Source organism: Mesorhizobium sp. M0768 (genome assembly GCF_040320195.1).
Lineage (GTDB): Bacteria > Pseudomonadota > Alphaproteobacteria > Rhizobiales > Rhizobiaceae > Mesorhizobium.
The window spans coordinates 127895-148641 of the sequence record NZ_JAMYPD010000012.1; the positions used below are offsets into that span (position 1 = coordinate 127895).

21 protein-coding genes and 2 tRNA genes are annotated in these 20747 nt (G+C 62.5%); 12 read left to right on the plus strand and 11 right to left on the minus strand.

Annotated features, from left to right (window positions below; translation table 11 throughout):
• Window positions 1-13 precede the first annotated feature (13 nt).
• From purN to NKI08_RS17655, 5 genes are all read right to left on the minus strand, one after another.
• On the minus strand, window positions 14-721 hold the full coding sequence (purN, locus tag NKI08_RS17635) for a phosphoribosylglycinamide formyltransferase (RefSeq protein WP_352771144.1): 708 nt from the start codon (window positions 719-721) through the stop codon (window positions 14-16).
• Window positions 718-1782 (minus strand): phosphoribosylformylglycinamidine cyclo-ligase, encoded by a 1065-nt coding sequence (gene purM, locus NKI08_RS17640; RefSeq protein WP_352771146.1) that lies wholly within the window; start codon window positions 1780-1782, stop codon window positions 718-720. Before purM ends, purN begins: the two co-directional genes overlap by 4 nt.
• 110 nt (window positions 1783-1892) lie before the next feature.
• Window positions 1893-2306, minus strand: a complete 414-nt coding sequence (locus tag NKI08_RS17645) for a hypothetical protein (RefSeq protein ID WP_352771148.1) — start codon at window positions 2304-2306, stop codon at window positions 1893-1895.
• Between the two features lie 87 nt (window positions 2307-2393).
• The gene (locus NKI08_RS17650) at window positions 2394-3158 is read right to left on the minus strand and encodes an Imm52 family immunity protein (protein ID WP_352771189.1); all 765 of its coding nucleotides are present in this window, start codon (window positions 3156-3158) and stop codon (window positions 2394-2396) included.
• 12 nt (window positions 3159-3170) lie between these two features.
• Window positions 3171-3815: a glutathione S-transferase family protein gene (locus tag NKI08_RS17655; RefSeq protein WP_352541636.1), complete on the minus strand. Its 645-nt coding sequence runs from the start codon at window positions 3813-3815 to the stop codon at window positions 3171-3173.
• 201 nt (window positions 3816-4016) lie between these two features.
• Here NKI08_RS17655 and NKI08_RS17660 point away from each other — a divergent pair, with 201 nt between their 5' ends.
• From NKI08_RS17660 to hdaA, 3 genes are read left to right on the plus strand one after another with little or no spacing between them, the layout of a single operon-like run.
• A complete protein-coding gene (locus NKI08_RS17660; protein WP_352469229.1) occupies window positions 4017-4574 on the plus strand; it encodes a CDP-alcohol phosphatidyltransferase family protein in 558 nt (185 codons plus the stop codon).
• Window positions 4546-5742, plus strand: coding sequence for an AI-2E family transporter (locus NKI08_RS17665; RefSeq protein WP_352501884.1), 1197 nt, complete (start codon window positions 4546-4548; stop codon window positions 5740-5742). Before NKI08_RS17660 ends, NKI08_RS17665 begins: the two co-directional genes overlap by 29 nt.
• 5 nt (window positions 5743-5747) lie before the next feature.
• Window positions 5748-6449, plus strand: coding sequence for a DnaA regulatory inactivator HdaA (hdaA, locus tag NKI08_RS17670; RefSeq protein ID WP_352472673.1), 702 nt, complete (start codon window positions 5748-5750; stop codon window positions 6447-6449).
• Window positions 6450-6649: 200 nt separating this feature from the next.
• Here the strand turns inward: hdaA and NKI08_RS17675 are convergent, their stop codons facing one another.
• Window positions 6650-7651, minus strand: a complete 1002-nt coding sequence (locus NKI08_RS17675; protein ID WP_352492622.1) for a GlxA family transcriptional regulator — start codon at window positions 7649-7651, stop codon at window positions 6650-6652.
• Window positions 7652-7781: 130 nt separating this feature from the next.
• Here NKI08_RS17675 and NKI08_RS17680 point away from each other — a divergent pair, with 130 nt between their 5' ends.
• Window positions 7782-8609 carry an alpha/beta fold hydrolase gene (locus NKI08_RS17680; RefSeq protein ID WP_352771151.1) on the plus strand — a complete coding sequence of 276 codons (828 nt, stop codon included), beginning with the start codon at window positions 7782-7784 and terminating at the stop codon, window positions 8607-8609.
• Window positions 8610-8733: 124 nt separating this feature from the next.
• Here the strand turns inward: NKI08_RS17680 and NKI08_RS17685 are convergent.
• Window positions 8734-8810, minus strand: a tRNA-Pro gene (locus NKI08_RS17685).
• A gap of 160 nt (window positions 8811-8970) precedes the next feature.
• Here NKI08_RS17685 and NKI08_RS17690 point away from each other — a divergent pair.
• From NKI08_RS17690 to NKI08_RS17700, 3 genes are all read left to right on the plus strand, one after another.
• Complete coding sequence (locus NKI08_RS17690; protein WP_023677641.1) at window positions 8971-9276, plus strand: ETC complex I subunit; 306 nt, start codon at window positions 8971-8973, stop codon at window positions 9274-9276.
• A gap of 56 nt (window positions 9277-9332) precedes the next feature.
• A tRNA-Arg gene (locus NKI08_RS17695) sits at window positions 9333-9409 on the plus strand.
• Between the two features lie 59 nt (window positions 9410-9468).
• On the plus strand, window positions 9469-10689 hold the full coding sequence (locus NKI08_RS17700; RefSeq protein ID WP_352569726.1) for an anion transporter: 1221 nt from the start codon (window positions 9469-9471) through the stop codon (window positions 10687-10689).
• A 105-nt stretch (window positions 10690-10794) separates the two neighbouring features.
• Here NKI08_RS17700 and NKI08_RS17705 read toward each other — a convergent pair whose 3' ends face one another.
• The 4 genes from NKI08_RS17705 to NKI08_RS17720 all read right to left on the minus strand — a co-directional run bounded on the left by NKI08_RS17705 (window position 10795) and on the right by NKI08_RS17720 (window position 13844).
• Complete coding sequence (locus NKI08_RS17705; protein ID WP_352771154.1) at window positions 10795-11109, minus strand: cupredoxin domain-containing protein; 315 nt, start codon at window positions 11107-11109, stop codon at window positions 10795-10797.
• A gap of 11 nt (window positions 11110-11120) precedes the next feature.
• Window positions 11121-11645, minus strand: a complete 525-nt coding sequence (locus tag NKI08_RS17710) for a DUF4142 domain-containing protein (RefSeq protein WP_352771156.1) — start codon at window positions 11643-11645, stop codon at window positions 11121-11123.
• A 104-nt stretch (window positions 11646-11749) separates the two neighbouring features.
• Window positions 11750-12421 carry an RNA polymerase sigma factor gene (locus NKI08_RS17715; RefSeq protein ID WP_352771157.1) on the minus strand — a complete coding sequence of 224 codons (672 nt, stop codon included), beginning with the start codon at window positions 12419-12421 and terminating at the stop codon, window positions 11750-11752.
• 253 nt (window positions 12422-12674) lie between these two features.
• Complete coding sequence (locus tag NKI08_RS17720; protein ID WP_352771159.1) at window positions 12675-13844, minus strand: cystathionine beta-lyase; 1170 nt, start codon at window positions 13842-13844, stop codon at window positions 12675-12677.
• Between the two features lie 427 nt (window positions 13845-14271).
• Here NKI08_RS17720 and NKI08_RS17725 point away from each other — a divergent pair, with 427 nt between their 5' ends.
• From NKI08_RS17725 to NKI08_RS17745, 5 genes are all read left to right on the plus strand, one after another.
• A complete protein-coding gene (locus NKI08_RS17725) occupies window positions 14272-15300 on the plus strand; it encodes an amino acid ABC transporter substrate-binding protein (protein WP_254820740.1) in 1029 nt (342 codons plus the stop codon).
• A 63-nt stretch (window positions 15301-15363) separates the two neighbouring features.
• On the plus strand, window positions 15364-16551 hold the full coding sequence (locus NKI08_RS17730) for an amino acid ABC transporter permease (protein WP_352472636.1): 1188 nt from the start codon (window positions 15364-15366) through the stop codon (window positions 16549-16551).
• A 4-nt stretch (window positions 16552-16555) separates the two neighbouring features.
• Window positions 16556-17713 (plus strand): amino acid ABC transporter permease, encoded by a 1158-nt coding sequence (locus NKI08_RS17735; RefSeq protein ID WP_352541629.1) that lies wholly within the window; start codon window positions 16556-16558, stop codon window positions 17711-17713.
• A gap of 68 nt (window positions 17714-17781) precedes the next feature.
• A complete protein-coding gene (locus NKI08_RS17740; RefSeq protein ID WP_031212005.1) occupies window positions 17782-18531 on the plus strand; it encodes an amino acid ABC transporter ATP-binding protein in 750 nt (249 codons plus the stop codon).
• 254 nt (window positions 18532-18785) lie between these two features.
• Window positions 18786-20696, plus strand: coding sequence for a multicopper oxidase domain-containing protein (locus NKI08_RS17745; protein WP_352771162.1), 1911 nt, complete (start codon window positions 18786-18788; stop codon window positions 20694-20696).
• The last annotated feature ends 51 nt before the right edge of the window (window positions 20697-20747 follow it).

Here is a 20747-nt window from a genome sequence, read left to right on the forward strand (position 1 = left end):
CAAGAACTGACTCTTACGGCGTTATCCGCGCCAGGTGCTCGAGATCGGTCTCTTCGCGCAGCGGGTCGGGCGCGATCACCACCGACGTGGCGTTGTCGGCATCGTCGGCGAAGCGCGAAAACACCGTGCGGCCGCCTTCCATCCGCGCCTTGCCTTCGGCGACCAGCCCCAGCGCCAGCGGATAGAGCTGGTGCTCGGCCTTGAGCACGCGCGCGGCCAGCGTGTCCTCATTGTCGCCGACCATCACCGGCACGGCGGCCTGGGCGATGATCGGCCCGTCATCCATGTCGAGCGTGACGAAATGCACCGTGCAGCCATGGATGCGCATGCCTGCGCGGAGGGCCCGCGCATGCGTATCCAGCCCCTTGAAGGCAGGCAGCAGGGCAGGGTGGATATTGATCATGCGGCCCTGCCACTTCTCCACGAAGCGCGCGCCGAGGATGCGCATATAGCCGGCCAGCGCGACGATCTCGGCGCCGAACGACAAGAGGGCCGCATCGATCGCCTCGTCATGCGCTTGCTTGCTGGCATAGTCGGAGCGCGAAATCACTCTGGTGGCGATGCCGCGCGCCGCGGCGATGCCAAGGCCGGTGGCATTGGCGCGGTCGGAGATGACGCCGACGATCTCGGCCGGATAGGCCGGGTTGCTCGCCGCCGCAACCAGCGCCGTCATGTTGGAGCCGCGCCCCGAGATCAGTACGACCGTCCGTTTCCTGGTCATAGGCCAATCGAGCCCCGATAGATGACGCCGGCATCGCGGCGCGGCACGATCTGGCCGATCGGCGTCACCGCCTCGCCGGCCTCCTGCAGAACGGCAGCGACCTGCGCCGCCTGGCCGGAGGCGACGACCAGGATCATGCCGATGCCGCAATTGAAGGTCCGCATCATCTCTTCCGGCGCGACGCCGCCGGTCTTGGCCAGCCATGAGAACACCGGCGGCACCTCGATGGCGCCGAGATCGAGCTCGGCCGAAAAATCCTTGGGCAGAACGCGCGGGATATTTTCGGGAAAGCCGCCGCCGGTGATATGGGCCAGCGCCTTGATGCCATGGGTGTTGCGGATCGCCTTGAGGATCGACTTGACGTAGATGCGCGTCGGCTCGAGCAGCGCCTCGGCCAGCGTCGCTTCGTCATTGAACGGCGCCGGATCGTTCCAGCCAAGGCCGCTTACGGCGACGATGCGGCGGACCAGCGAATAGCCGTTCGAATGCAGGCCCGACGAGGCGAGGCCGAGCAGCACGTCGCCTTCGACGATGTCGTCGGTCGGCAGCAGCTGGCCGCGTTCGGCGGCACCGACGGCAAAGCCGGCAAGGTCGTAATCCTTGTCCTGATACATGCCGGGCATTTCTGCCGTCTCGCCGCCGATCAGCGCGCAACCGGCCTGCCGGCAGCCGGCGGCAATGCCGCCGACAATCGAGGCACCCTGGTCGGGATCGAGCTTGCCGGTGGCGAAATAGTCGAGGAAGAACAGCGGTTCGGCGCCTTGCACGACGATGTCGTTGACGCACATGGCGACGAGGTCGATGCCGATCGTGTCGTGCTTGCCGGCGTCGATGGCGATCTTCAGCTTGGTGCCGACGCCGTCATTGGCGGCGACCAGCACCGGATCGGTGAAGCCGGCGGCCTTGAGGTCGAACAGGCCGCCGAAGCCGCCGATCTCGCCATCGGCGCCCGGCCGGCGGGTTGCGCGTACCAGCGGCTTGATCTTCTCGACCATGAGATTGCCGGCGTCGATGTCGACGCCCGCTTCGGCATAGGTGAGCCCGTTCTTGCGCTTGCTCATTTCCGGCGCCTGCTCATCTGTTGCGCTTGCCTGTCGCTGGTTTCATTCGCGTGCGGGCTCTTCGCATGAACGGTTTTGCCCCGCAAGGCAAGCGCGCGATGAGGGTGTTTTCAGTTGGATGCCGGGGGAACCGGGCGCGATACACTCCAACAATAAAAAGAAATCCCTGCCAGAATTGCGGCGAGGCCTCCGACGGTGGCAAGAGACCTGATCTCACCGTCGAAGGGCAGGGTCCCATACGAGAAGCCGGCGGCGATCAACGCCGCCGCGGCAGCCCACAGACCTGGATTTGCAACGACTGATCTTGAGAAAACGAACGCGACGACAGCGGCGGTCAGCCAGAGGGGCCAAGAGACGACCACGCCCACGGCCAGCTCAAGAGCGAAGGCCCACAGGAGATCTTGCGTCGCCACCTTGCGGTGCGGGGCTCCCAAAAATGCGAAGACCAAAAGACTTTCTGTCAGTCCGGCCAGATAACAAAGCGTTACTCGCCAAGCGATTGTGATTCTCTGCGCCATCGTCATTCAGCAGTGGGGAAATAGGCTGTCGCTTCACGGGCTCTTCGCATGGGCAACAGCGTCTTGCAAGGACGGCAGCGGAATACCGGGCACTTACGTCTCTTCCAGGAAAGGCACCGCCGTTTCGTCCGTCCAGAGGCGACCGCCCTTGGGGAGGGTCTGCTGCTGTCCCATAAATCGTTCATCGTGCCCGCGTCCTCCCGGTGACTGGAAGAAGGCATATTGAACATGTCTTGGGTTCCAACGCGCCCCGGCTGGATGTCCCTCATGAACGTGCCGCCAGATCGAACCCCAACTGGGTTCCCAGATATCAATGAACTTGAGAAATAGGCCGAGCAAAACCTTTGTATTCACCGGTTCGGCTCCAGCTATGTAGCTAAACTCCAGCGAAGCATTGTTCTGGCTGTCTTCCGACAGATATTTGGACCAGGAACTGCAATGGACTGATGTGGACGCCTCTATATTTGCCTGGCGCTGGTTCCACAGCGACACATTGTATCCCAGTTCAGGAACGGGCTGTCTCGGAGGCATGTCCGTCTTGTTCCGGCCCTTTAACAGCCAGCGATGGAGAACCTCGCACGACGAGGTGTTGACCGGCTTGGAGGCGATTGCTTTTTTGAGCGATCTGCCGCGCGGGGCCCACCTCGCGAACCTGTCGTCGGCTTCGTCCAAGGCCCGGAAATGCGCCTGCAGCTGCGGGACCAGCTCTTCGGCGTCCTTTCTCCTCGCCCCCAGTAGACATAGATGTTGATCGACATGGCGTCCCCTCGAATACGGGAGACGTACCAGCTTTCTTGACTGGCGTCGCCAAAGGAGAGCGCGCGCGCTTCGGGCTCGCTTCCATTTGGTTAGTTCAATGCTGGCTAATCTTCACGCCCCCTCTGCGTTGATCGCAAATTGCGCGGCGAAAGCCCGGATATAGGCCGGCCGTGCTTCCCCGCGCGCTACATAGGCAGCCAAGTTTTGATATTCGTCCAAAATGCCTGACATTCTTAGTCGCAGCAGCACCGACACCATCAACAAATCGCCGGCGCTGAACGCATCATCGAGCCAGTCGGCGACACCCAAGTGAGCCGAGAGTTTGTCCAGCCGAGCGCGAACACGGTCCTTTACCAACGGCAAGCGCTCCTCGCTCCAAGGCTTGTCACGTTCGAATATTCTTGCCGTCGTTAATTCGAGGATCGGTGGTTCGACGGTGTTAAGTGCGGCAAACATCCACGTGATCGCACGCGCGCGGGCATTGCGATCCTTCGGCAGCAATCCCGCATGCTGCTCAGCAAGATGAAAGACGATCGAGCCGGTCTCGAACAGCGAGAGAGAACCTTCCTCATAGGTGGGGATCTGGCCGAAGGGATGGATCGCCAGATGTTCAGGCGCCTTCATCTCTGCGAAGGAAACAAGACGAACCTCATACGGCTGCCCCACTTCTTCGAGCGCCCAGCGAACGCGCGTATCACGCGCCAGTCCCTTGCCGCCATCGGGCGATCGTTCAAATGCTGTGATAGTGATTGTCATCGCGTCCGTTTCCTTGCCTGGGCAAATTTCCTTGGCTTCCTATCGTGAGACGAATGAGCCTCCCCGAAATCGACATCTGTCTTGACCTATTTCATTGCTGGCGCCCTCGTGGGGAGATTGGCAGCTTCTGTGTCGCTTCTCACTTGCCGTAACCCTCCATCTCCATCATGTATCGGCAAACAAGAGCGACGGGATATGCGTTTGACCATCCCCAACATGATCACGATCATGCGCTTCGTGCTGGTGCCGGCGGTGGTGCTGGCCATGCTGCAGGACCGCTGGGACTGGGCCTTTGCGGGCTTCCTCATTGCCGGCATTTCCGACGGCGTCGACGGCTTCATCGCCCGCCATTTCAATCAGTTTTCCAGGCTCGGCGCCTATCTCGATCCGATGGCCGACAAGCTGCTGCTGGTCTCGGTTTTCGTGGTCCTGGGCTTCAGCGGCGAACTGCCGCTGTGGCTGGTCGTTACCATGGTGTCGCGCGACGCACTGATCGTCTGCGCCGTGCTTTTATCCACCGTCATGGCGCATCCGGTCGAGATGAAGCCGCTCCTGGTGTCGAAGGCCAACACCGCGATCCAGATCGTGCTGGCGGCAGTGGTGTTGGGCGAACTCGCCTTCGACATCCGTCTCGATCCGCTGAGGCCGGCCCTCATATTGCTGTCCGGGGTCTTGACCGTGGCTTCGGCCGCGGCCTATCTCGTGGCTTGGCTGAGGCATATGAGCGGCTATGGCGAAGGCTCCACACCCGGCACCTGACGAACGGTCCATCGACGCTGAAGCTGAGGCTGCGGCAGCGGAAGCTGCGGCATCGGCGTCGTTTCGCCGCCAGATCCGCTTCTGGCTGGTCAGCGCCATCATCCTCGCCGTCTTCCTCTATGTCTTCAGCGGCATCCTTCTGCCGTTCGTCGCCGGCATGGTGCTCGCCTATTTCCTCGACCCTGTCGCCGACCGGCTGGAGCGGCTTGGCCTGTCCAGGCTGATGGCGACGGTGGTCATCCTCATCGCCTTTATCGTCGTCCTGGTACTGGCCTTCGTCATCCTGGTTCCGGTGCTCGCCTCGCAGATGGCTGATTTCGCCAGCAAGCTGCCGGACTATCTGACCCGGCTGCAGGGCCTGATCACCAGCTTCGACCCGAAATGGCTGGAAGAGAAATTCGGCGTCGACGCCAACGGCCTGCGCGAAGGCCTGAACTCGCTGCTGACCTCCGGCTTCGGCCTCCTGACCACCGTGTTCACCTCGATCTGGAGCTCCGGCGTGGCGCTGGTCTCGGTGGTCAGCCTGTTCGTCGTGACGCCGGTCGTCGCCTTCTACATGCTGCTCGACTGGGATCGCATGGTGACAATCGTCGACAGCTGGGTGCCGCGCGACTATGTCAAGACCGTCAGGACGATCGCCAGGGACATCAACACGGCGACCGCCGGCTTCGTGCGCGGCCAGGGCACGCTGTGCCTGGTGCTGGGCGCCATGTATGCCACCGGCCTGACACTGACGGGCCTGAATTTCGGCATCCTCATCGGTCTGTTCGCCGGACTGATCTCCTTCATCCCCTATGTCGGCTCGCTGACCGGCCTGGTGCTGGCCGTCGGCGTCGCCTTCGTCCAGTTCTGGCCGGACTGGACCATGATCGCAGCGGTGGCCGGTGTGTTCTTCGTCGGCCAGTTCATCGAGGGCAACATCCTGCAGCCAAGGCTGGTCGGCAAAAGCGTTGGCCTGCATCCGGTATGGCTGATGTTTGCGCTGTTTGCCTTCGGCGCGCTGTTCGGCTTCGTCGGCCTGCTGATCGCCGTTCCGGCTTCCGCCGCCGTTGCCGTTCTGGTGCGCTTCGCCATCGCCCGCTATCTCGAATCGCCGCTCTACAAGGGCCACGCCGACGAGCCGGTGCCGCCGCTGCAGGTGCGCCGCCGCGGGGGCGCGCGCGGTTGAGCCAGATGCCGGACAAGATCGATCCGCCGCGTCAATTGCCGCTCGATCTAGGCCACGGCACCGGCTATTCGCGCGACGAGCTCGTCGTCTCCAGCACCAACAGCCAGGCGGCGGCGCTTGTCGACCGCTGGCCGGACTGGCCGTCGCCGGTCGTTGTGCTGGCCGGGCCGGCCGGCTCGGGGAAAACCCATCTGGCCTCGATCTGGCGGACCCGCGCCGACGCGGTGAAAGTGGAGGCCGGCCGCATCGGCGACTGCATCGAAAATCTCGGCGCGCATCCGGCCCTGATCGACGATGTCGATGCCGGCCCGATCGATGAGCACGGCCTCTTCCACCTGATCAACGCGGTGCGCGGCGCCGGCTCGAGCTTGCTGTTGACGGCGCGGCGCTTCCCGTCCGCCTGGGGCGTCAGGCTGCCCGACCTGGCGTCGCGGCTGAAGGCGGCGGCGACCGTCGAGATCCACGAACCCGACGATCTTCTGCTGGCCGGCGTCATCACAAAGCTGTTCGCCGACCGCCAGGTCGAGGTCGAGCCGCATGTCGTGCAATATCTGGTGCGCCGCATCGAGCGCTCGCTGGCCACTGCCATGCGGGTGGTCGAACGGCTCGACCGCACCGCGCTCGAGCGCAAGACGCCGATCACCCGCGCGCTCGCCGCCGAGACCGTCAGCGCCATGGACGAAGGGCAGGGCGAGTTCGAGATTTGACGATTCCAGTGCCGCCACTGTCCCATTTCGGGAACAAAAGCTGGCATCTGTCTTGCAGCAAAGAGCTTGCCGGCTAATCCCGGTCCTGATTGCGTATCAAATCAGGTAGTAGGCTCGCCGGGAGATGGGTGGTTGGGGTTCTCGCCCGGCGAGCTTGCCTTTGGCAGCATCGAATCGATTGCGTCATTGCGCGGCTGGCCTCAGCTCTCTCCGCCTGCAATTACCGCTCGTTCCGTGCCAAAGCGCTTGCGATAGTCGCCGGGCACCAGGCCGGTTATCCTGGCGAATACCTTGCGGAACGAGCCGGGATCGTCATAGCCGACCTCCCAGGCGATCTGGTCGATCGACCGCATCGTGGTTTCCAGCATCTCGCGCGCCTTGCCGACGCGCAGGTGCTGGCAATATTCGGTCGGCTTGAGGCCGGTGGCGCTGCGGAACCTGCGCAGGAAAGTCCGCTCCTCCAGTCCGGCATGCCCGGCCATGGCCCCGAGCGTCACGTCGCGGGCGCCGTTCGCCTGCAGCCAATGCTGCACCTTGAGGATCGCTTCGTCGCCGTGGGTCAGCCGCGGCGCGAACGGGCTGTAAAAGCGTTGCTCGCGGCCCGGCGGGTCGACCAGCATGAAACGCGCCGTGTCCATCATGACGGTCGGCCCGAGCACCCTGTCCACCAGCTTGAGGCCGAGATCGGTCCAGGCCATGTAGCCGCCCGCGGTGATGATGTCGCCATCGTCGATGACCAGCCTGTCGGCATCGAGCAGAATGTCTGGAAAGCGTAGCGCCAGCGCGTCGCGATAAGCCCAATGCGTGGTCGCAGCACGACCCGACAGCAGGCCGGTCTCGGCAAGCACGAAGGCGCCGGCGCAGACCGAGCCGAGGGTCGCGCCTGCCGCATGACGGCCCCTGAGCCAGCCGGCATAGGGCGCGGCTGCTTCCCGAGCGATCGGATCTCCCAAGGTTGGCGGGATGATAGCCATGGCTGGTTCATTGTCGGCGCCGGGGTCGCTGTCGAAAGTGCAGACTACGGTCTGGCCCGCGTCCTCCAATTGCCAATGGCTGACGCGAAGCCTCAAAGCGTCCGGCGACCGATCGGCCGCCAGCCGGTTGGCCAGCAGAAAGAGATCGGTCAGGCCGAGCACGGCCGCTTCCTGCACGCCGGGATACAAGACAAGGCCGATTTCGATCAGATCAAGCGCAGCCGCCATTTGTCAGTTTTGCCACGTTGAATGTCCGTTTTGCCAATGCTCACCCTGGCCGCACTGTTATAATTTGTCCAGCAGAAGGGGGCTAAAAGCTTCCCTGTTACCCCCAACTTTTCCATTAAGGAGTAGGACGATGAGCACATTCACCACCCATGACGGCACCGAGATTTTCTACAAGGATTGGGGCAAGGGCCAGCCGATCGTGTTCCATCACGGCTGGCCGCTGAGCTCAGACGACTGGGACAACCAGATGCTGTTCTTCCTCGAAAAGGGCTACCGCGTCATCGCCCATGACCGCCGCGGCCACGGCCGCTCGTCGCAGACCGCGACCGGCAACGACATGGACACCTACGCTGCCGACGTCGCGGCGCTGGCGGCGCATCTCGATCTCAGGGATGCGATCCACATCGGCCACTCGACCGGCGGCGGCGAGGTGGCGCGTTACGTCGCGCTTTATGGCAGCGGAGGCCGTGTTGCCAAGGCGGTGCTGATCGGCGCGGTGCCGCCGATCATGGTCAAGACCGATAGCAATCCGGGCGGCCTGCCGATCGAGGTCTTCGACGGCTTTCGCGCCGCTCTGGCCGCTAACCGCGCCCAGTTCTACAGGGATGTGCCGGCCGGCCCGTTTTACGGTTTCAACCGCGAGGGCGCCAAGGTTTCGCCAGGGGCTATCGACAATTGGTGGCGCCAAGGCATGATGGGCGCAGCCAAGGCCCATTACGACTGCATCAAGGCCTTTTCCGAGACCGACTTCACCGACGACCTCAAGCAGATCGACGTGCCCGTCCTGATCATGCACGGCGACGACGACCAGATCGTGCCTATCGCCGACTCCGCGCTGCTTGCGGCCAAGCTGGTGAAGCGCGGCACGCTCAAGGTCTACAAGGGCCTGCCGCACGGCATGTGCACCACCCATCCGGAGATCATCAATCCGGATCTGCTGGCCTTCATCCAGGGCTGACGGCTTGCATATCGGACGGGCAGCGCGGGCTCGTGCTGTCCGTCCGTCGCTTAAGCATGACCGGCGACGGCAGACACGCTCGAGCGTGATCCGCTTGCGCTGCCGACGAGATTTGCTTGATGAATGGTCGGAGTGGAGAGATTCGAACTCCCGACCCTCTGGTCCCAAACCAGATGCGCTACCAGGCTGCGCTACACTCCGAACGGTCTGTTGCCTAGTGATTTCAGCCCGCCAAAGCAAGCGTAAAAAGCCATCGGCCTTGCTGCCGGCGGCATTGCGCAGTAATGACGGGCTAGTGCATGGCCAGAGAACAGTAATGTGGTCTCGGGGTCGTGTGCTTGCAACCAGCAATGAGGTGGTCATGTCAGCCCGCATTTTCAGCCCAGCCAAAACCGCGATGCAGTCCGGCAAGGCCAAGACCGGCTATTGGGTGCTGGAATTCGATCCGGAGCAGCGCAAGAAGATCGATCCGCTGATGGGCTACACCACGTCCGGCGACATGCGAAGCCAGATCAGGCTGACTTTCGACACAAGAGAAGAGGCGGTCGCCTATGCCGAGAAGGAAGGGCTCGCTTTTCGCGTCGAGGAGCCGAAGGAAATCAAGCGCCGCCAGATTTCCTATGCGGAGAATTTCCGCTATGACCGCAGGACGCCCTGGACGCATTGATCCTATGCCGGCCCTGCCGGCGCCCAACAAATCAGCCGGTCATGCGGCCGGCCAGCGGTCCCGTAGCTCAGCTGGATAGAGCACCGGCCTTCTAAGCCGATGGTCACAGGTTCGAATCCTGTCGGGATCGCCAATATCTTCAGGTCCATTCCGGACAGGTTCACTCGTCAGTCGCACAGGATTTTCCAACACATGACAGCGATGGGCGCGGCGGCATTGCTGATCCTGGTCCTGACCTATGCCGGCGTCGCAATCGGCAGGATACCCGGACTGCGCCTCGACCGGGCAGGCATCGCGCTGCTCGGCGGTGCGGCGATGATCGCCATCGGCGCGCTCGACATGGAAGACGCCTACCGCGCCATCAGCTTCGACACCATCACGCTTCTGCTCGGCATGATGATCGTCGTGGCGCATCTGAAAGTGTCGGGCGCCTTTCGCGCGCTCGGTGGGTTCGCCATCGAGCACGCCCATGCGCCATTCATGCTGCTGGTGATGGTGACGCTGTTGACCGGCGTCCTCTCGGCGTTCCTGGTCAACGACGCCATCTGCCTGGTCATGGCGCCGATCGTCGTCCATGTCACCCGCGTCATCAACCGCAATCCGGTTCCCTATTTGATCGCCACCGCCACGGCGTCCAATTGCGGCAGCGTCGCCACCATCACCGGCAATCCGCAGAATATGGTCATCGGCGCGCTGTCGGGGATTTCCTACCCGGCCTTTTCGGCGGCGCTGGCGCCGGTCGCGGCGTTCGGCCTCGTCGCCGTCATCGTCATCATCCGCATCGTCTACCGCGCCGAATTTTCGCGCAAGGCCGAGCTCAGCCCCGAAGTCTATCGCGGCCGCATGCTGCCGGGGCAGGTGGTGAAGGCGGTGGTCGTCTGTGTCGGTTTGGCGATCGCCTTCTTCGCCGGCGTTCCAGTCGCCAAGGCAGCGCTGATCGGCGGCGCCATTCTTCTTTTGACCCGCGCCATCAAACCTGAGCGCATCTATCGCGAGATCGATGGCCCGCTGCTGTTCATGTTCGCCGGGCTGTTCATCGTCGTCGCCGGGGCGGAGAAGACGCTGCTGACGCCCGATATCGTCGCCTCGGCAAAGGACCTCGGGCTGAATGATGTCTGGCGGCTGTCCGGCTTCACCGCAGTGCTATCCAACATCATGAGCAATGTCCCGGCCGTGCTGGCGCTGAAGCCGTTCGTGCCCGGACTGGAAAACCCCGAGCGGGCCTGGCTAGTCGTCGCCATGAGCTCGACGCTGGCCGGCAATTTCACGCTGCTCGGCTCGGTCGCCAATCTGATCGTTGCCGAGCACGCGCGGGTCTCCGGCAAACCGCTGGGCTTCATCGCCTTCTTCAAGGTCGGCCTGCCGTTGACCCTGGTCACGCTTCTTGTAGGGACGGCATGGCTGGCGGCCTAAAAGCGCGTCGCATTAGACCGGCCTGATGCGGCGCGCTTCAGGCTCTTTTTTATGCATGTCGTTATCGCAAAACCGCTGCACTTTTGCGCGACATGCATCAGCCAGTCAGGGCGATGTCACTGTCAGATGGCCTTTCATGTTGGGATGGAAGCGGCAGAAATAATCGACCGATTCCGCCTTCTTCACCGTCAGGCTCGCCGCCTTCTTCGGCGGGATCATCACTTCCCAGGCGCCGTTGACGGTTGCCGTGTGGGCGAACACGTCCTTGTTCACCCACCTGATCGTGTCGCCGACCTTCGCCTCGATCTTTGCCGGCGAAAACACAAGCTTCTCGATCGTCACCTCGATGGTGTCGGCCTTGGCCAGCTGGGCACCCATGGCCAATGCCAGCGCAACCCACAGATGCCGCCCCGACGCCATTGGCTCGATCCTCACTTCAGCATGCCGGCGACGTGTTCGGCGTGCTGTTCGTGGCCCTGGAATATTTTCAGACCGGTTTCCAGCAGGCTCTTCAGCTCGGCATTGCTGGCCGACGGGATCAGCAGAGTTTCGAGCGCGCCATTGACCTGCTTGTGGTAGGCCACCTCGTTGGCGACATAGGCCTTGTCGAACGCCGCGCCCTTGAGCTTGGCAAGCTTGGCTCGTTCCTCGGCCGCCGCCTTGGTCAGCGCCTTGCTGGTCGGATTGTCCTCAGGCGTGACCTTGAGCTTCTTGACCAGGTCGAGAGCCTGTTTGTTGACCGCCTCGTGATCTCGCACCATGTCCTTGGCGAAATCCACGACCTCCTTGTTCTTCGATTTCTTCAGCGCCTGCTTGGCCGCCTCGACGTCAAGCACGCCTGCTGTGTAGGCGATATGTGCGATCTGTGGATCGGTCGGTTTGTCGGCAGCTTGCGACAAGGGCGCTGCGCTAAGCAGGAAAAATGCGGCCAGTGCCGTGGTCGATCGAATAACCATGATGCTCTCCTTCGCCCCGACGCGGAACTGCATCGGGCTTCGTTTTCAGTGACGCTCATTGGATGCAGGTCGCCGCCAAACGTTCCCGCGAAAATCGGCGCGACCTATCCGGAAAGACCAAGCCGCTGCATCACGGCATTGGTCAGCCGTTCGCAGCGCCGGCCCGCGAAGGGAAAGGCGTCGAGCAGCACCGGGCCGATCTGGTCGTCCAGCGCCTTGCGCACCAGCGCGCGGGCGCGGTGCAGCCGGGTCTTGATGGTTTCTGGTCGCACGCCAAGCAGTTCGGCGGTTTCTTCGATGCTCAATCCCTCGATGACGCGCGCCACGAACACCATCCGGTAGGCATCGGGAAGACTGTCGGTTGCCCGTTCGACAAGCTCAAGGATCTGCCGTTGCGCCATCGTCCGCTCCGGATCGTCGCTCGGGTTGAGGGGAAACCGGATGATTTCGGCTTGCGGGTTTTCAGGCATCGCTACCATTCGCCGCCTTTTGCGCAAACGGCCGAGCGCTTCGTTGATGACGATACGCGATAGCCACGTGGCGAGCGAGGCATCGCCGCGAAAGGACTCGAGATGGGCAAAGGCACTGACATAGGCCTCCTGGACGATGTCCTCGGCCTCGCTGTCGTTACGCACGACGCCTCGGGCGATGCGGTAGAGCCTTTGGTTGTGCGTCTTGATGATGGTGCGGAATGCATCGCTATCACGTGCCAGCGCGCGGCCGACAAGCTGCATGTCGCCGGAAGCGGCGGGCGTTGCCGTCAACGCAGCAGGCATGGCCGATCTCCTGATAGGCTTCTCATCGGACATTGGATGAATCGGCCGACAAAAGGTTCCCGACCGATCCGCCGGCCGGCCTCGATCCGTTTCAAGCGCCGGCAGAGGCTATTCTAACGCCTCCACCACACCGGCGTCTCTATTTTGTAGACGCCGTGTCATCGGCTGATCGGTCGCCATGACATCACTCAGGATCGCAATTTTTCCAAGCTGTTACGCCGATTTCCTGACTCAGCCTGGAAAGGTGCTTGGCTCAGGCCTGTGCGGCCGCCGCCAGCCCGCGCGCCAGGTCGGCCTTCAAATCCTCGACATCCTCGAGCCCGATCTGCAAGCGCACCAGCGGCCCGTCATACGGGCCCTTGGCGATTGTGCGGTCGCCAAGGAATACCGGCACGGCAAGGCTCTCATAGCCGCCCCAGGAATAGCCGAGGCCGAAAAACTTCAACGCGTCGAGGAAGGCGTGCTGCTGCTTCTGTCCGCCGCCCGCGAGAACGATCGAGAAGATGCCGCTCGATCCGCAAAAATCGCGCTTCCACATGGCGTGGTCGGGATGACTGGGCAGCGCCGGATGCAGCACCTGCGCTACGCCCGGCTGACCCTCGAGCCAGCCGGCGAGGGCAAGCGCGCTCTTTTGATGGTGCTCCAGCCGCACGCCCATGGTGCGCAGGCCGCGCAGCACCTGGTAGACGTCGTCCGGCCCCGCGCAGCAGCCCATCGTGTTGAACGTCTCGCAAAGCTGCTTCCAGCAGTCCGCATTGGCCGACACGGTGCCGAGCAGCACGTCGGAATGGCCGGCCGGGTATTTCGTCGCCGCGTGGATCGAGATGTCGACGCCATGGTCGAGAGGGCGAAAGTAGAGCGGCGTCGCCCAGGTGTTGTCCATCATGACGATGGCGCCGGCGGCGTGTGCTGCCTTGGCGATGGCCGGTATGTCCTGCACCTCGAAGGTGTTGGAGGCCGGCGATTCGGTGAGTACCACCTTGGTGTTGGGCCTGAGCAGCGCCGCAATGCCGGCGCCGATGCGGGGCTCGTAATATTCGACCTCGATGCCCAGCCGCTTCAGCATCGTGTCGGCGAAATTGCGGGTCGGATGATAGACGGAATCGACGATCAGCAGATGATCGCCGGCCGACAGGAAGGCGAGCAGCGGCAGCACCACGGCCGCCAGGCCGGACGGCACCGCGACCGTGCCGGCGGAGCCTTCCAGCGCATCGATGGCGCTGGTCAGCGCATCGGTGGTCGGGGTGCCGCGCGTGCCGTAGGTGTATTTCTGGCTGCGCGCCGCCATTGTCGCGGCATTGGGATAGAGCACGGTCGAGGCATGCACGACCGGCGGATTGACGAAGCCGAAATAGTCATGCGGGTTGTTGCCGGAATGGGCGAGCCGCGTGTTGACGCCCATCTCGCTGTCGTCTTTTGCCATTGCTTTTCGTCCCATGGGTTGGTCGTTAGCCATAGTGCGGCGGCATTGGCCGCGCAACCGCACCGCACTCGCCAGGCCAAGGTCTTGAATATGCCAATTCAGCAACGAGCCGTGGGCCTGCGGGAAGGCTGCCAAGTGCGCTTGGCAACTCACGGTCGGACTTTGCCGGCTTTATTGGCGCGCTGGCCGATTTGCGAGCGCGTTTGTCTGCAATTTCAGGCATTTCAGGCGGTTGGTTTTCAAAGTCTTTCGGATTTGGTCATTTCCCTTGACCTCACAGGAATAATCGCCTTCGATGTTGTTCGTGAATGGGAGGCAGCGCGTCGGTTACGATGCGGGATTCCGGTAATGGGCCGGGATACATAGCTGCGTTCACACGGGAAAAAGTCAGGTTCGCCTGGAAAAAACAGAAAAGGGTCTGTGGGTCATGAAACACATTGCAATCGGCGTTTTGGGCGCCGCCGCGTTTGGATTCGCGGCTTCGGCGGCTTCGGCGGCCACGCTCGACGATGTCAAAGCGAAGGGCTTCATCCAATGCGGCGTCTCGACCGGTCTGGCCGGCTTCTCGGCGCCGGACGACAAGGGTGAGTGGCAAGGCATCGACGCGGACTTCTGTCGCGCTGTGGCAGCCGCCGTGTTCGGCGATGGCACCAAGGTGAAGTTTACGCCGCTCAGCGCCAAGGAGCGGTTTACCGCTCTGCAGTCGGGCGAGATCGACATCCTGTCGCGCAATACCACCTGGACCATCAATCGCGACACCGCACTCGGCCTGAACTTCATCGGCACGACTTATTACGACGGCCAGGGCTTCATGATCAACGCCAAGAAGCTACCGGGCGTGAACTCGGCGCTGCAGCTTTCGGGCGCGGCGGTCTGCGTGCAGAGCGGCACCACGACCGAGCTCAACCTTGCCGACTATTTCAAGTCGAACAAGATGGAGTACAATCCTGTCGTCTTCGAAAAGCTGGAAGAGGTTAACGCCGCCTATGACGCCGGCCGCTGCGACGTATACACCACCGACCAGTCGGGCCTCTATGGCATCCGCCTGACGCTCGGTGCGCCGGCCGACCACGTCGTGTTGCCCGAGATCATCTCCAAGGAACCGCTTGGGCCGGCCGTACGCCAGGGCGACGACCAATGGTACCACATCGTCAAGTGGACCTATTTCGCGTTGCTCGACGCCGAGGAACTCGGCATCACCAAGGCCAATGTCGACGAGATGAAGAACTCGGACAGTCCCGAGATCAAGCGCGTGCTCGGCCAGGAAGCCGACACCAAGATCGGCACCGATCTCGGCGTCTCTAACGACTGGGTCGTCAACATCGTCAAGGCCGTCGGCAATTACGGCGAGATGTTCGAGCGTAATGTCGGCTCGGGCAGCCCGCTGAAGATCGCGCGCGGCATCAACGCGCTGTGGACCAAGGGTGGCCTGCAGTACGCTCCGCCGATCCGCTGATCGAAAATGGATCCGGAAGGCAGATCGTCTGCCTTCCGGTCTCTCTTTCCAGGGGACTGTCGAATGGCATCGCAGGAAGTTCTTCGCGAGGAGCCAAGCCGCGGTTCCTTCATCAATGATCCTCGTGTCCGCGGAATATTCTTTCAAGCGCTGGTCCTCGTCCTGCTGGTAGCGGGGGTCTGGTGGGTTACCCACAACGTCATCGTCAATCTGACGCGCTTGCACATCGCTTCCGGCTTTGGCTTCCTCAGGGGCCGCGCCGGCTTCGACATCAGCGAAAGCGCGATCGCATATTCGTCGGATTCGACCTATTTCCGAGCCATCCTGGTTGGCTTCATCAACACCGTGATCGTTGCCGTCGTCGGCATCATCACCGCCACCATTATCGGTTTCATCGTCGGCATCGGCCGGCTTTCGCGCAACTGGCTGATCAGGAAGATCTGCACGGTCTATGTCGAGGTCTTCCGCAACATCCCGCCGCTGCTGGTCATCTTCTTCTGGTATTCCGGCGTCCTCGCCGTGCTGCCGCCGCCGCGCGAGAGCATCAATTTGCCGTTCGGCTCCTTTCTCAACCAGCGCGGCTTCTATTTTCCGCGCGCTGTCTGGGGCGAGGGCTCCTGGCTGATCCTGGTCGCCCTGCTCCTCGCCCTTGCCATGGCCTGGTTCGTCGCCCGCAAGGCGCGGCAGCGGCAGATGGCGACGGGCCAGCCGTTCCCGGTGCTCTGGACATCCATAGCGTTGATCGTCGGCCTGCCGCTGCTGGCCTACGCGCTGAGCGGCTTTCCTCTGACCTTCGAATTCCCGAAACAATCGACTTTCAACCTGGTCGGTGGCTTTCAGGTAAGACCGGAGTTCCTGTCACTCTATCTGGCGTTGTCCTGCTATACGGCCGCCTTCATCGCCGAGATCGTGCGCGCCGGCATCAGGGGCGTCAGCACGGGCCAGACCGAGGCGGCCGCGGCACTCGGGCTGCGCTCGGGATCGATCCTCAGGCTTGTCGTCGTGCCGCAGGCGATGCGCATCGTTATTCCGCCGCTGACCAGCCAGTATCTGAACTTGACCAAGAACTCTTCACTCGCCATCGCCATCGGCTATCCGGACCTGACGGCGACTGCCGGCACTGTCTTGAACCAGACCGGGCAGGCGGTTGAAGGCGTGGTGATCATGATGGCTGTCTATCTCGCGCTCAGCCTGATCACGTCGGCGATCATGAACGTCGTCAATGCCAGGATGGCGCTGGTGGAGAGGTAAGGCCATGCAGGAACACGACATGTCCTGGGTGCGGACGGAGATGGCGCTGGCCCAACCGGCGCCGTCGAGCGAGCGTGGCCTCACCGCCTGGATCCGCAAGAACCTGATTGCCACCACGGGCGACACCATTCTCACCATCGTTGGCATCGCGCTGGTCGCTGTGATCCTGCCCCAAATCATCAATTGGGCCTTCATCAACGCCCAGTGGACCGGACCGGACCGCTCGGTCTGCGCCACCGTGGCGCAAGGCGGCATCCAGCCGGATGGCTGGACCGGTGCTTGCTGGGCATTCGTCAACGCCAAGTTCGGCCAGTTCATGTTCGGCACCTATCCTATCGAGGAGCGTTGGCGGCCGATCGTGGTGGCCATCCTGTTCGTGGCACTGCTGGTGCCGTTGCTCATTCCGCGCGTACCGCGCAAGGGGCTGAATGCCATTCTTCTCTTTTTTGTACTGCCGGTCGTCGCCTTCGTTCTGCTGGTCGGCGGCATGTTCGGCCTGCCGCATGTCGAGACGTCGCGTTGGGGTGGACTGCTGGTGACGCTCAGCCTGTCGTTCGTCGGCATTGCCGTGTCGCTGCCGATCGGCATCGTGCTGGCGCTCGGCCGGCGCTCGAACATGCCGATCGTCAAGCTGCTGTGCGTGATCTTCATCGAGACGGTACGCGGCATCCCGCTGATTACGGTGCTGTTCTTTGCCAGCGTGATGCTGCCGCTGTTCCTGCCGGCCGGCGTCAGCTTCGACAAGTTCCTGCGCGCGCTGATCGGCGTGTCGCTGTTTGCCGCCGCCTACATGGCCGAAGTGGTGCGTGGCGGCCTGCAGGCGATCCCCAAAGGCCAGTATGAGGGCGCCGATTCGCTCGGCCTCAGCTACTGGCAGAAGATGGGCCTGGTCGTCATGCCGCAGGCGCTGAAGCTGGTCATTCCCGGCATCGTCAACACCTTTATCGGCATGTTCAAGGACACCAGCCTGGTCATCGTCATCTCGATGTTCGACCTCCTTGGCATCGTCAAGCAGAACTTCTCCGACGCAAATTGGGCGACGCCGCAGACGGCCAGATCCGGCCTGGTGTTCGCTGCCTTCATCTTCTGGCTGTTCTGCTTCGGCATGTCGCGCTATTCAATGTACACGGAACGCCGTCTCGACACCGGCCACAAACGCTAAAAAGGGACCTTGTCATGGCCATAGAAAACGCCGTCAGCGCGGAAGAGATCAAGGTCAATGCCGCCAAGATGCACATTTCCACCACCGATGTCGCCATCGACATCATCGCCATGCACAAATGGTACGGCGAGTTCCATGTGCTGAAGGACATCAATCTAAAGGTGATGCGCGGCGAGCGGATCGTCATCTGCGGCCCGTCGGGCTCCGGCAAATCGACGATGATCCGCTGCATCAACCGGCTGGAGGAACACCAGAAGGGCAAGATCATAGTCGACGGCAAGGAACTGACCAACGATCTGAAGAAGATCGACGAGGTGCGCCGCGAGGTCGGCATGGTGTTCCAGCACTTCAACCTGTTCCCGCATCTGACCATTCTGGAGAATTGCACGCTGGCACCGATCTGGGTTCGCAAGATGCCGCGGAAACAGGCCGAGGAAATCGCCATGCATTTCCTCAAGCGCGTCAAGATCCCGGAACAGGCCAACAAATATCCCGGCCAGCTTTCCGGCGGCCAGCAGCAGCGCGTGGCGATCGCCCGCTCGCTGTGCATGAACCCGCGCATCATGCTGTTCGACGAGCCGACCTCGGCTCTCGATCCGGAAATGATCAAGGAAGTGCTGGAGACGATGGTCGGGCTGGCCGAGGAAGGCATGACCATGCTCTGCGTCACCCACGAAATGGGCTTTGCGCGCAAAGTCGCCAACCGGGTGATCTTCATGGACCAAGGCCAGATCGTCGAGCAGAACACGCCGGCCGAGTTCTTCGACCACCCGCGCCATGAGCGCACGAAGCTGTTCCTGTCGCAGATCCTGCACTGATCCTTACTCCGGTTCGGACAAGACCGGCAGATCAAACCTCTCTGTCTTGCTGGCTTCGCGCGTATTCGACGAGCGCTGACCGTGCGCTGCGCGAGAAGATAGCAAGCGTGCTTCAGGCCGTTCGAGTGGTCACGTTGCAACCTGATAACTAAAGCCGGCCCGGATCATAAGCGCGCCGACTGCGTTCATTGCCATTGAGAGTTGTATAACGAGCCGCGTGGGCGCGTGCGGCGGCAGGTCACGGGTTCATCCTGATGCTCATCCAACCGATCGATTATTTCCTCGTCGTCTGGTTCGCGCTGGCGCTGGCTTCGACGCTTTACGTTGGCTTCGACCAATATCGCAACAATCCCGAGCCGGTGGTGATGAAATGGGGCTTCATCCTGGTCACCCTCTATATGGGTCCGCTCGGCTTGCTGCTCTACGTGCTCGCCGACAAGGAGCCCCGGCCGGGCGAGCATGAACTCTTCACCCGGCCGCTCTGGAAGCAGGGCGTCGGCTCCACCATCCACTGCGTCGCCGGCGATGCCACCGGCATCATTCTTGCCGCCGCCGTCACGGCGGCGCTCGGCCTGCCGATGTGGATCGACCTGATCGTCGAATATCTCGCCGGCTTTGCCTTCGGCCTGTTCATCTTCCAGTCGCTGTTCATGAAATCGATGATGGGCGGCACCTATTGGGAGAACGTCCGCAAGAGCTTCCTGCCCGAGTTCATCTCCATGAACTTCATGATGGCCGGCATGGCGCCGGTCATGAGCTTCCTGATGATGGGCCGCGACATGCGCGCGATGGAACCGACGGAGCTGCTGTTCTGGGGCGTGATGTCGATCGGAGTCATCGCCGGTTTTGCGCTTGCCTATCCGGCCAATGTCTGGCTGGTCGCCCGGGGGCTGAAGCATGGGCTGATGACGCAGCGTGCGCAGGCAGCCGGCATCGATGGCCGGGAGCAGCCTGCCACGAGGCAACATGCGCAGATGCAAATGCAGCAGGCCGACTCCAGCGGCCATCGCGGGCAGCACCACGACATGGTTTCCCACAAAGGCAAAGGCGGCGGCCATCACATGGATGCCACGACGCCGCAGGTCGCTGCCCTGGGTGCCGTCTCCCTGCTGGCGCTCGCCATCGGCATGGTCGCGCCGGCGAACTGGCTGAACCTGACGCTGTCGGCACGCGACGTCGGCGGGGTGATCATGCCGCGAGGCATGATCATGGATCGCGACACGCCAGCCGATACAATGCGCGACATGGCGGCTACCGATCCACGCCTCGTGGCCGCCTCTTATGGCCTGACGGCAAGGGGCGACCAGGAACTGCCGTTTCGGATGGAGAACGGCATCAAGGTGTTCGAGCTCAGGCCTTCAGTGGTCCGCTGGCAGATCCTGCCGGACGTCGCGGTCGACGCCTATGCCTATAACGGCCAGATTCCCGGTCCGCGAATTCATATTCGCCAGGGCGATCGGGTCAGGATCAACGTCACCAACGGCCTGCCTGAGGAAACGACGGTGCATTGGCATGGCTTGATCCTGCCGAACCAGATGGATGGGCCGGCCGAGATCACGCAGCCGCCGATCGAGCCCGGGCAATCCTATTCATACGAATTCACCGCGACCCAGCACGGAACCTATTTCTATCACCCCCATGCCAAGCCGGACCGGACCCAGGCGCTCGGCCTCTACGGTGCGCTGATCATCGATCCCGCCAATCCCGCCGACGAGGTCGCGGCCGACCATGATTACGTCATCGAGCTTCAGGAATGGCTGGTGCGGGAAGGGCTGACCTACCCGTCGATGCCGATGGATGGCGGCATGCCGAATTTCTTCACCATCAACGGCAAGGCCTATCCCTCGACCGAGACGATCCCGATGAAGGTCGGCGAGACGCTCAAGGTGCGGTTCATCGGCACCAACAACGGCTTCATCCATCCGATGCATATCCATGGCGGACCGTTCGAGGTCGTTGCCCGCGACGGTGAGACGGTCCCCGCTTCGGGTCGTTTCCTTGCCGACACGATCAACGTCGGGCCGGGTCAGCGCTACGACGTGATCTGGAAGGCGCAGCGTCCGGGCAAATGGCTGATCCATTGCCACATCCCGCATCACACCACGAACAACAATGTCGAGGAGAAGGGCGGCGGCGGACTGATGGTCGTGATCGATGTGACATGACCGGCGTCGCCTAGGCTCGTTCCAGCCGGTGCACCGGCCCGGACGCCATGC

Bases quoted from the DNA above. Each gene is read 5' to 3' on its own strand.
- purN (WP_352771144.1), bottom strand. From the start codon at position 721: ATGACCAGGAAACGGACGGTCGTACTGATCTCGGGGCGCGGCTCCAAC.
- purM (WP_352771146.1), bottom strand. From the start codon at position 1,782: ATGAGCAAGCGCAAGAACGGGCTCACCTATGCCGAAGCGGGCGTCGAC.
- NKI08_RS17645 (WP_352771148.1), bottom strand. From the start codon at position 2,306: ATGACGATGGCGCAGAGAATCACAATCGCTTGGCGAGTAACGCTTTGT.
- NKI08_RS17655 (WP_352541636.1), bottom strand. From the start codon at position 3,815: ATGACAATCACTATCACAGCATTTGAACGATCGCCCGATGGCGGCAAG.
- NKI08_RS17665 (WP_352501884.1), top strand. From the start codon at position 4,546: ATGGCGAAGGCTCCACACCCGGCACCTGACGAACGGTCCATCGACGCT.
- hdaA (WP_352472673.1), top strand. From the start codon at position 5,748: ATGCCGGACAAGATCGATCCGCCGCGTCAATTGCCGCTCGATCTAGGC.
- NKI08_RS17675 (WP_352492622.1), bottom strand. From the start codon at position 7,651: ATGGCGGCTGCGCTTGATCTGATCGAAATCGGCCTTGTCTTGTATCCC.
- NKI08_RS17680 (WP_352771151.1), top strand. From the start codon at position 7,782: ATGAGCACATTCACCACCCATGACGGCACCGAGATTTTCTACAAGGAT.
- NKI08_RS17690 (WP_023677641.1), top strand. From the start codon at position 8,971: ATGTCAGCCCGCATTTTCAGCCCAGCCAAAACCGCGATGCAGTCCGGC.
- NKI08_RS17700 (WP_352569726.1), top strand. From the start codon at position 9,469: ATGACAGCGATGGGCGCGGCGGCATTGCTGATCCTGGTCCTGACCTAT.
- NKI08_RS17705 (WP_352771154.1), bottom strand. From the start codon at position 11,109: ATGGCGTCGGGGCGGCATCTGTGGGTTGCGCTGGCATTGGCCATGGGT.
- NKI08_RS17710 (WP_352771156.1), bottom strand. From the start codon at position 11,645: ATGGTTATTCGATCGACCACGGCACTGGCCGCATTTTTCCTGCTTAGC.
- NKI08_RS17715 (WP_352771157.1), bottom strand. From the start codon at position 12,421: ATGCCTGCTGCGTTGACGGCAACGCCCGCCGCTTCCGGCGACATGCAG.
- NKI08_RS17720 (WP_352771159.1), bottom strand. From the start codon at position 13,844: ATGGCAAAAGACGACAGCGAGATGGGCGTCAACACGCGGCTCGCCCAT.
- NKI08_RS17725 (WP_254820740.1), top strand. From the start codon at position 14,272: ATGAAACACATTGCAATCGGCGTTTTGGGCGCCGCCGCGTTTGGATTC.
- NKI08_RS17730 (WP_352472636.1), top strand. From the start codon at position 15,364: ATGGCATCGCAGGAAGTTCTTCGCGAGGAGCCAAGCCGCGGTTCCTTC.
- NKI08_RS17735 (WP_352541629.1), top strand. From the start codon at position 16,556: ATGCAGGAACACGACATGTCCTGGGTGCGGACGGAGATGGCGCTGGCC.
- NKI08_RS17740 (WP_031212005.1), top strand. From the start codon at position 17,782: ATGCACATTTCCACCACCGATGTCGCCATCGACATCATCGCCATGCAC.
- NKI08_RS17745 (WP_352771162.1), top strand. From the start codon at position 18,786: ATGCTCATCCAACCGATCGATTATTTCCTCGTCGTCTGGTTCGCGCTG.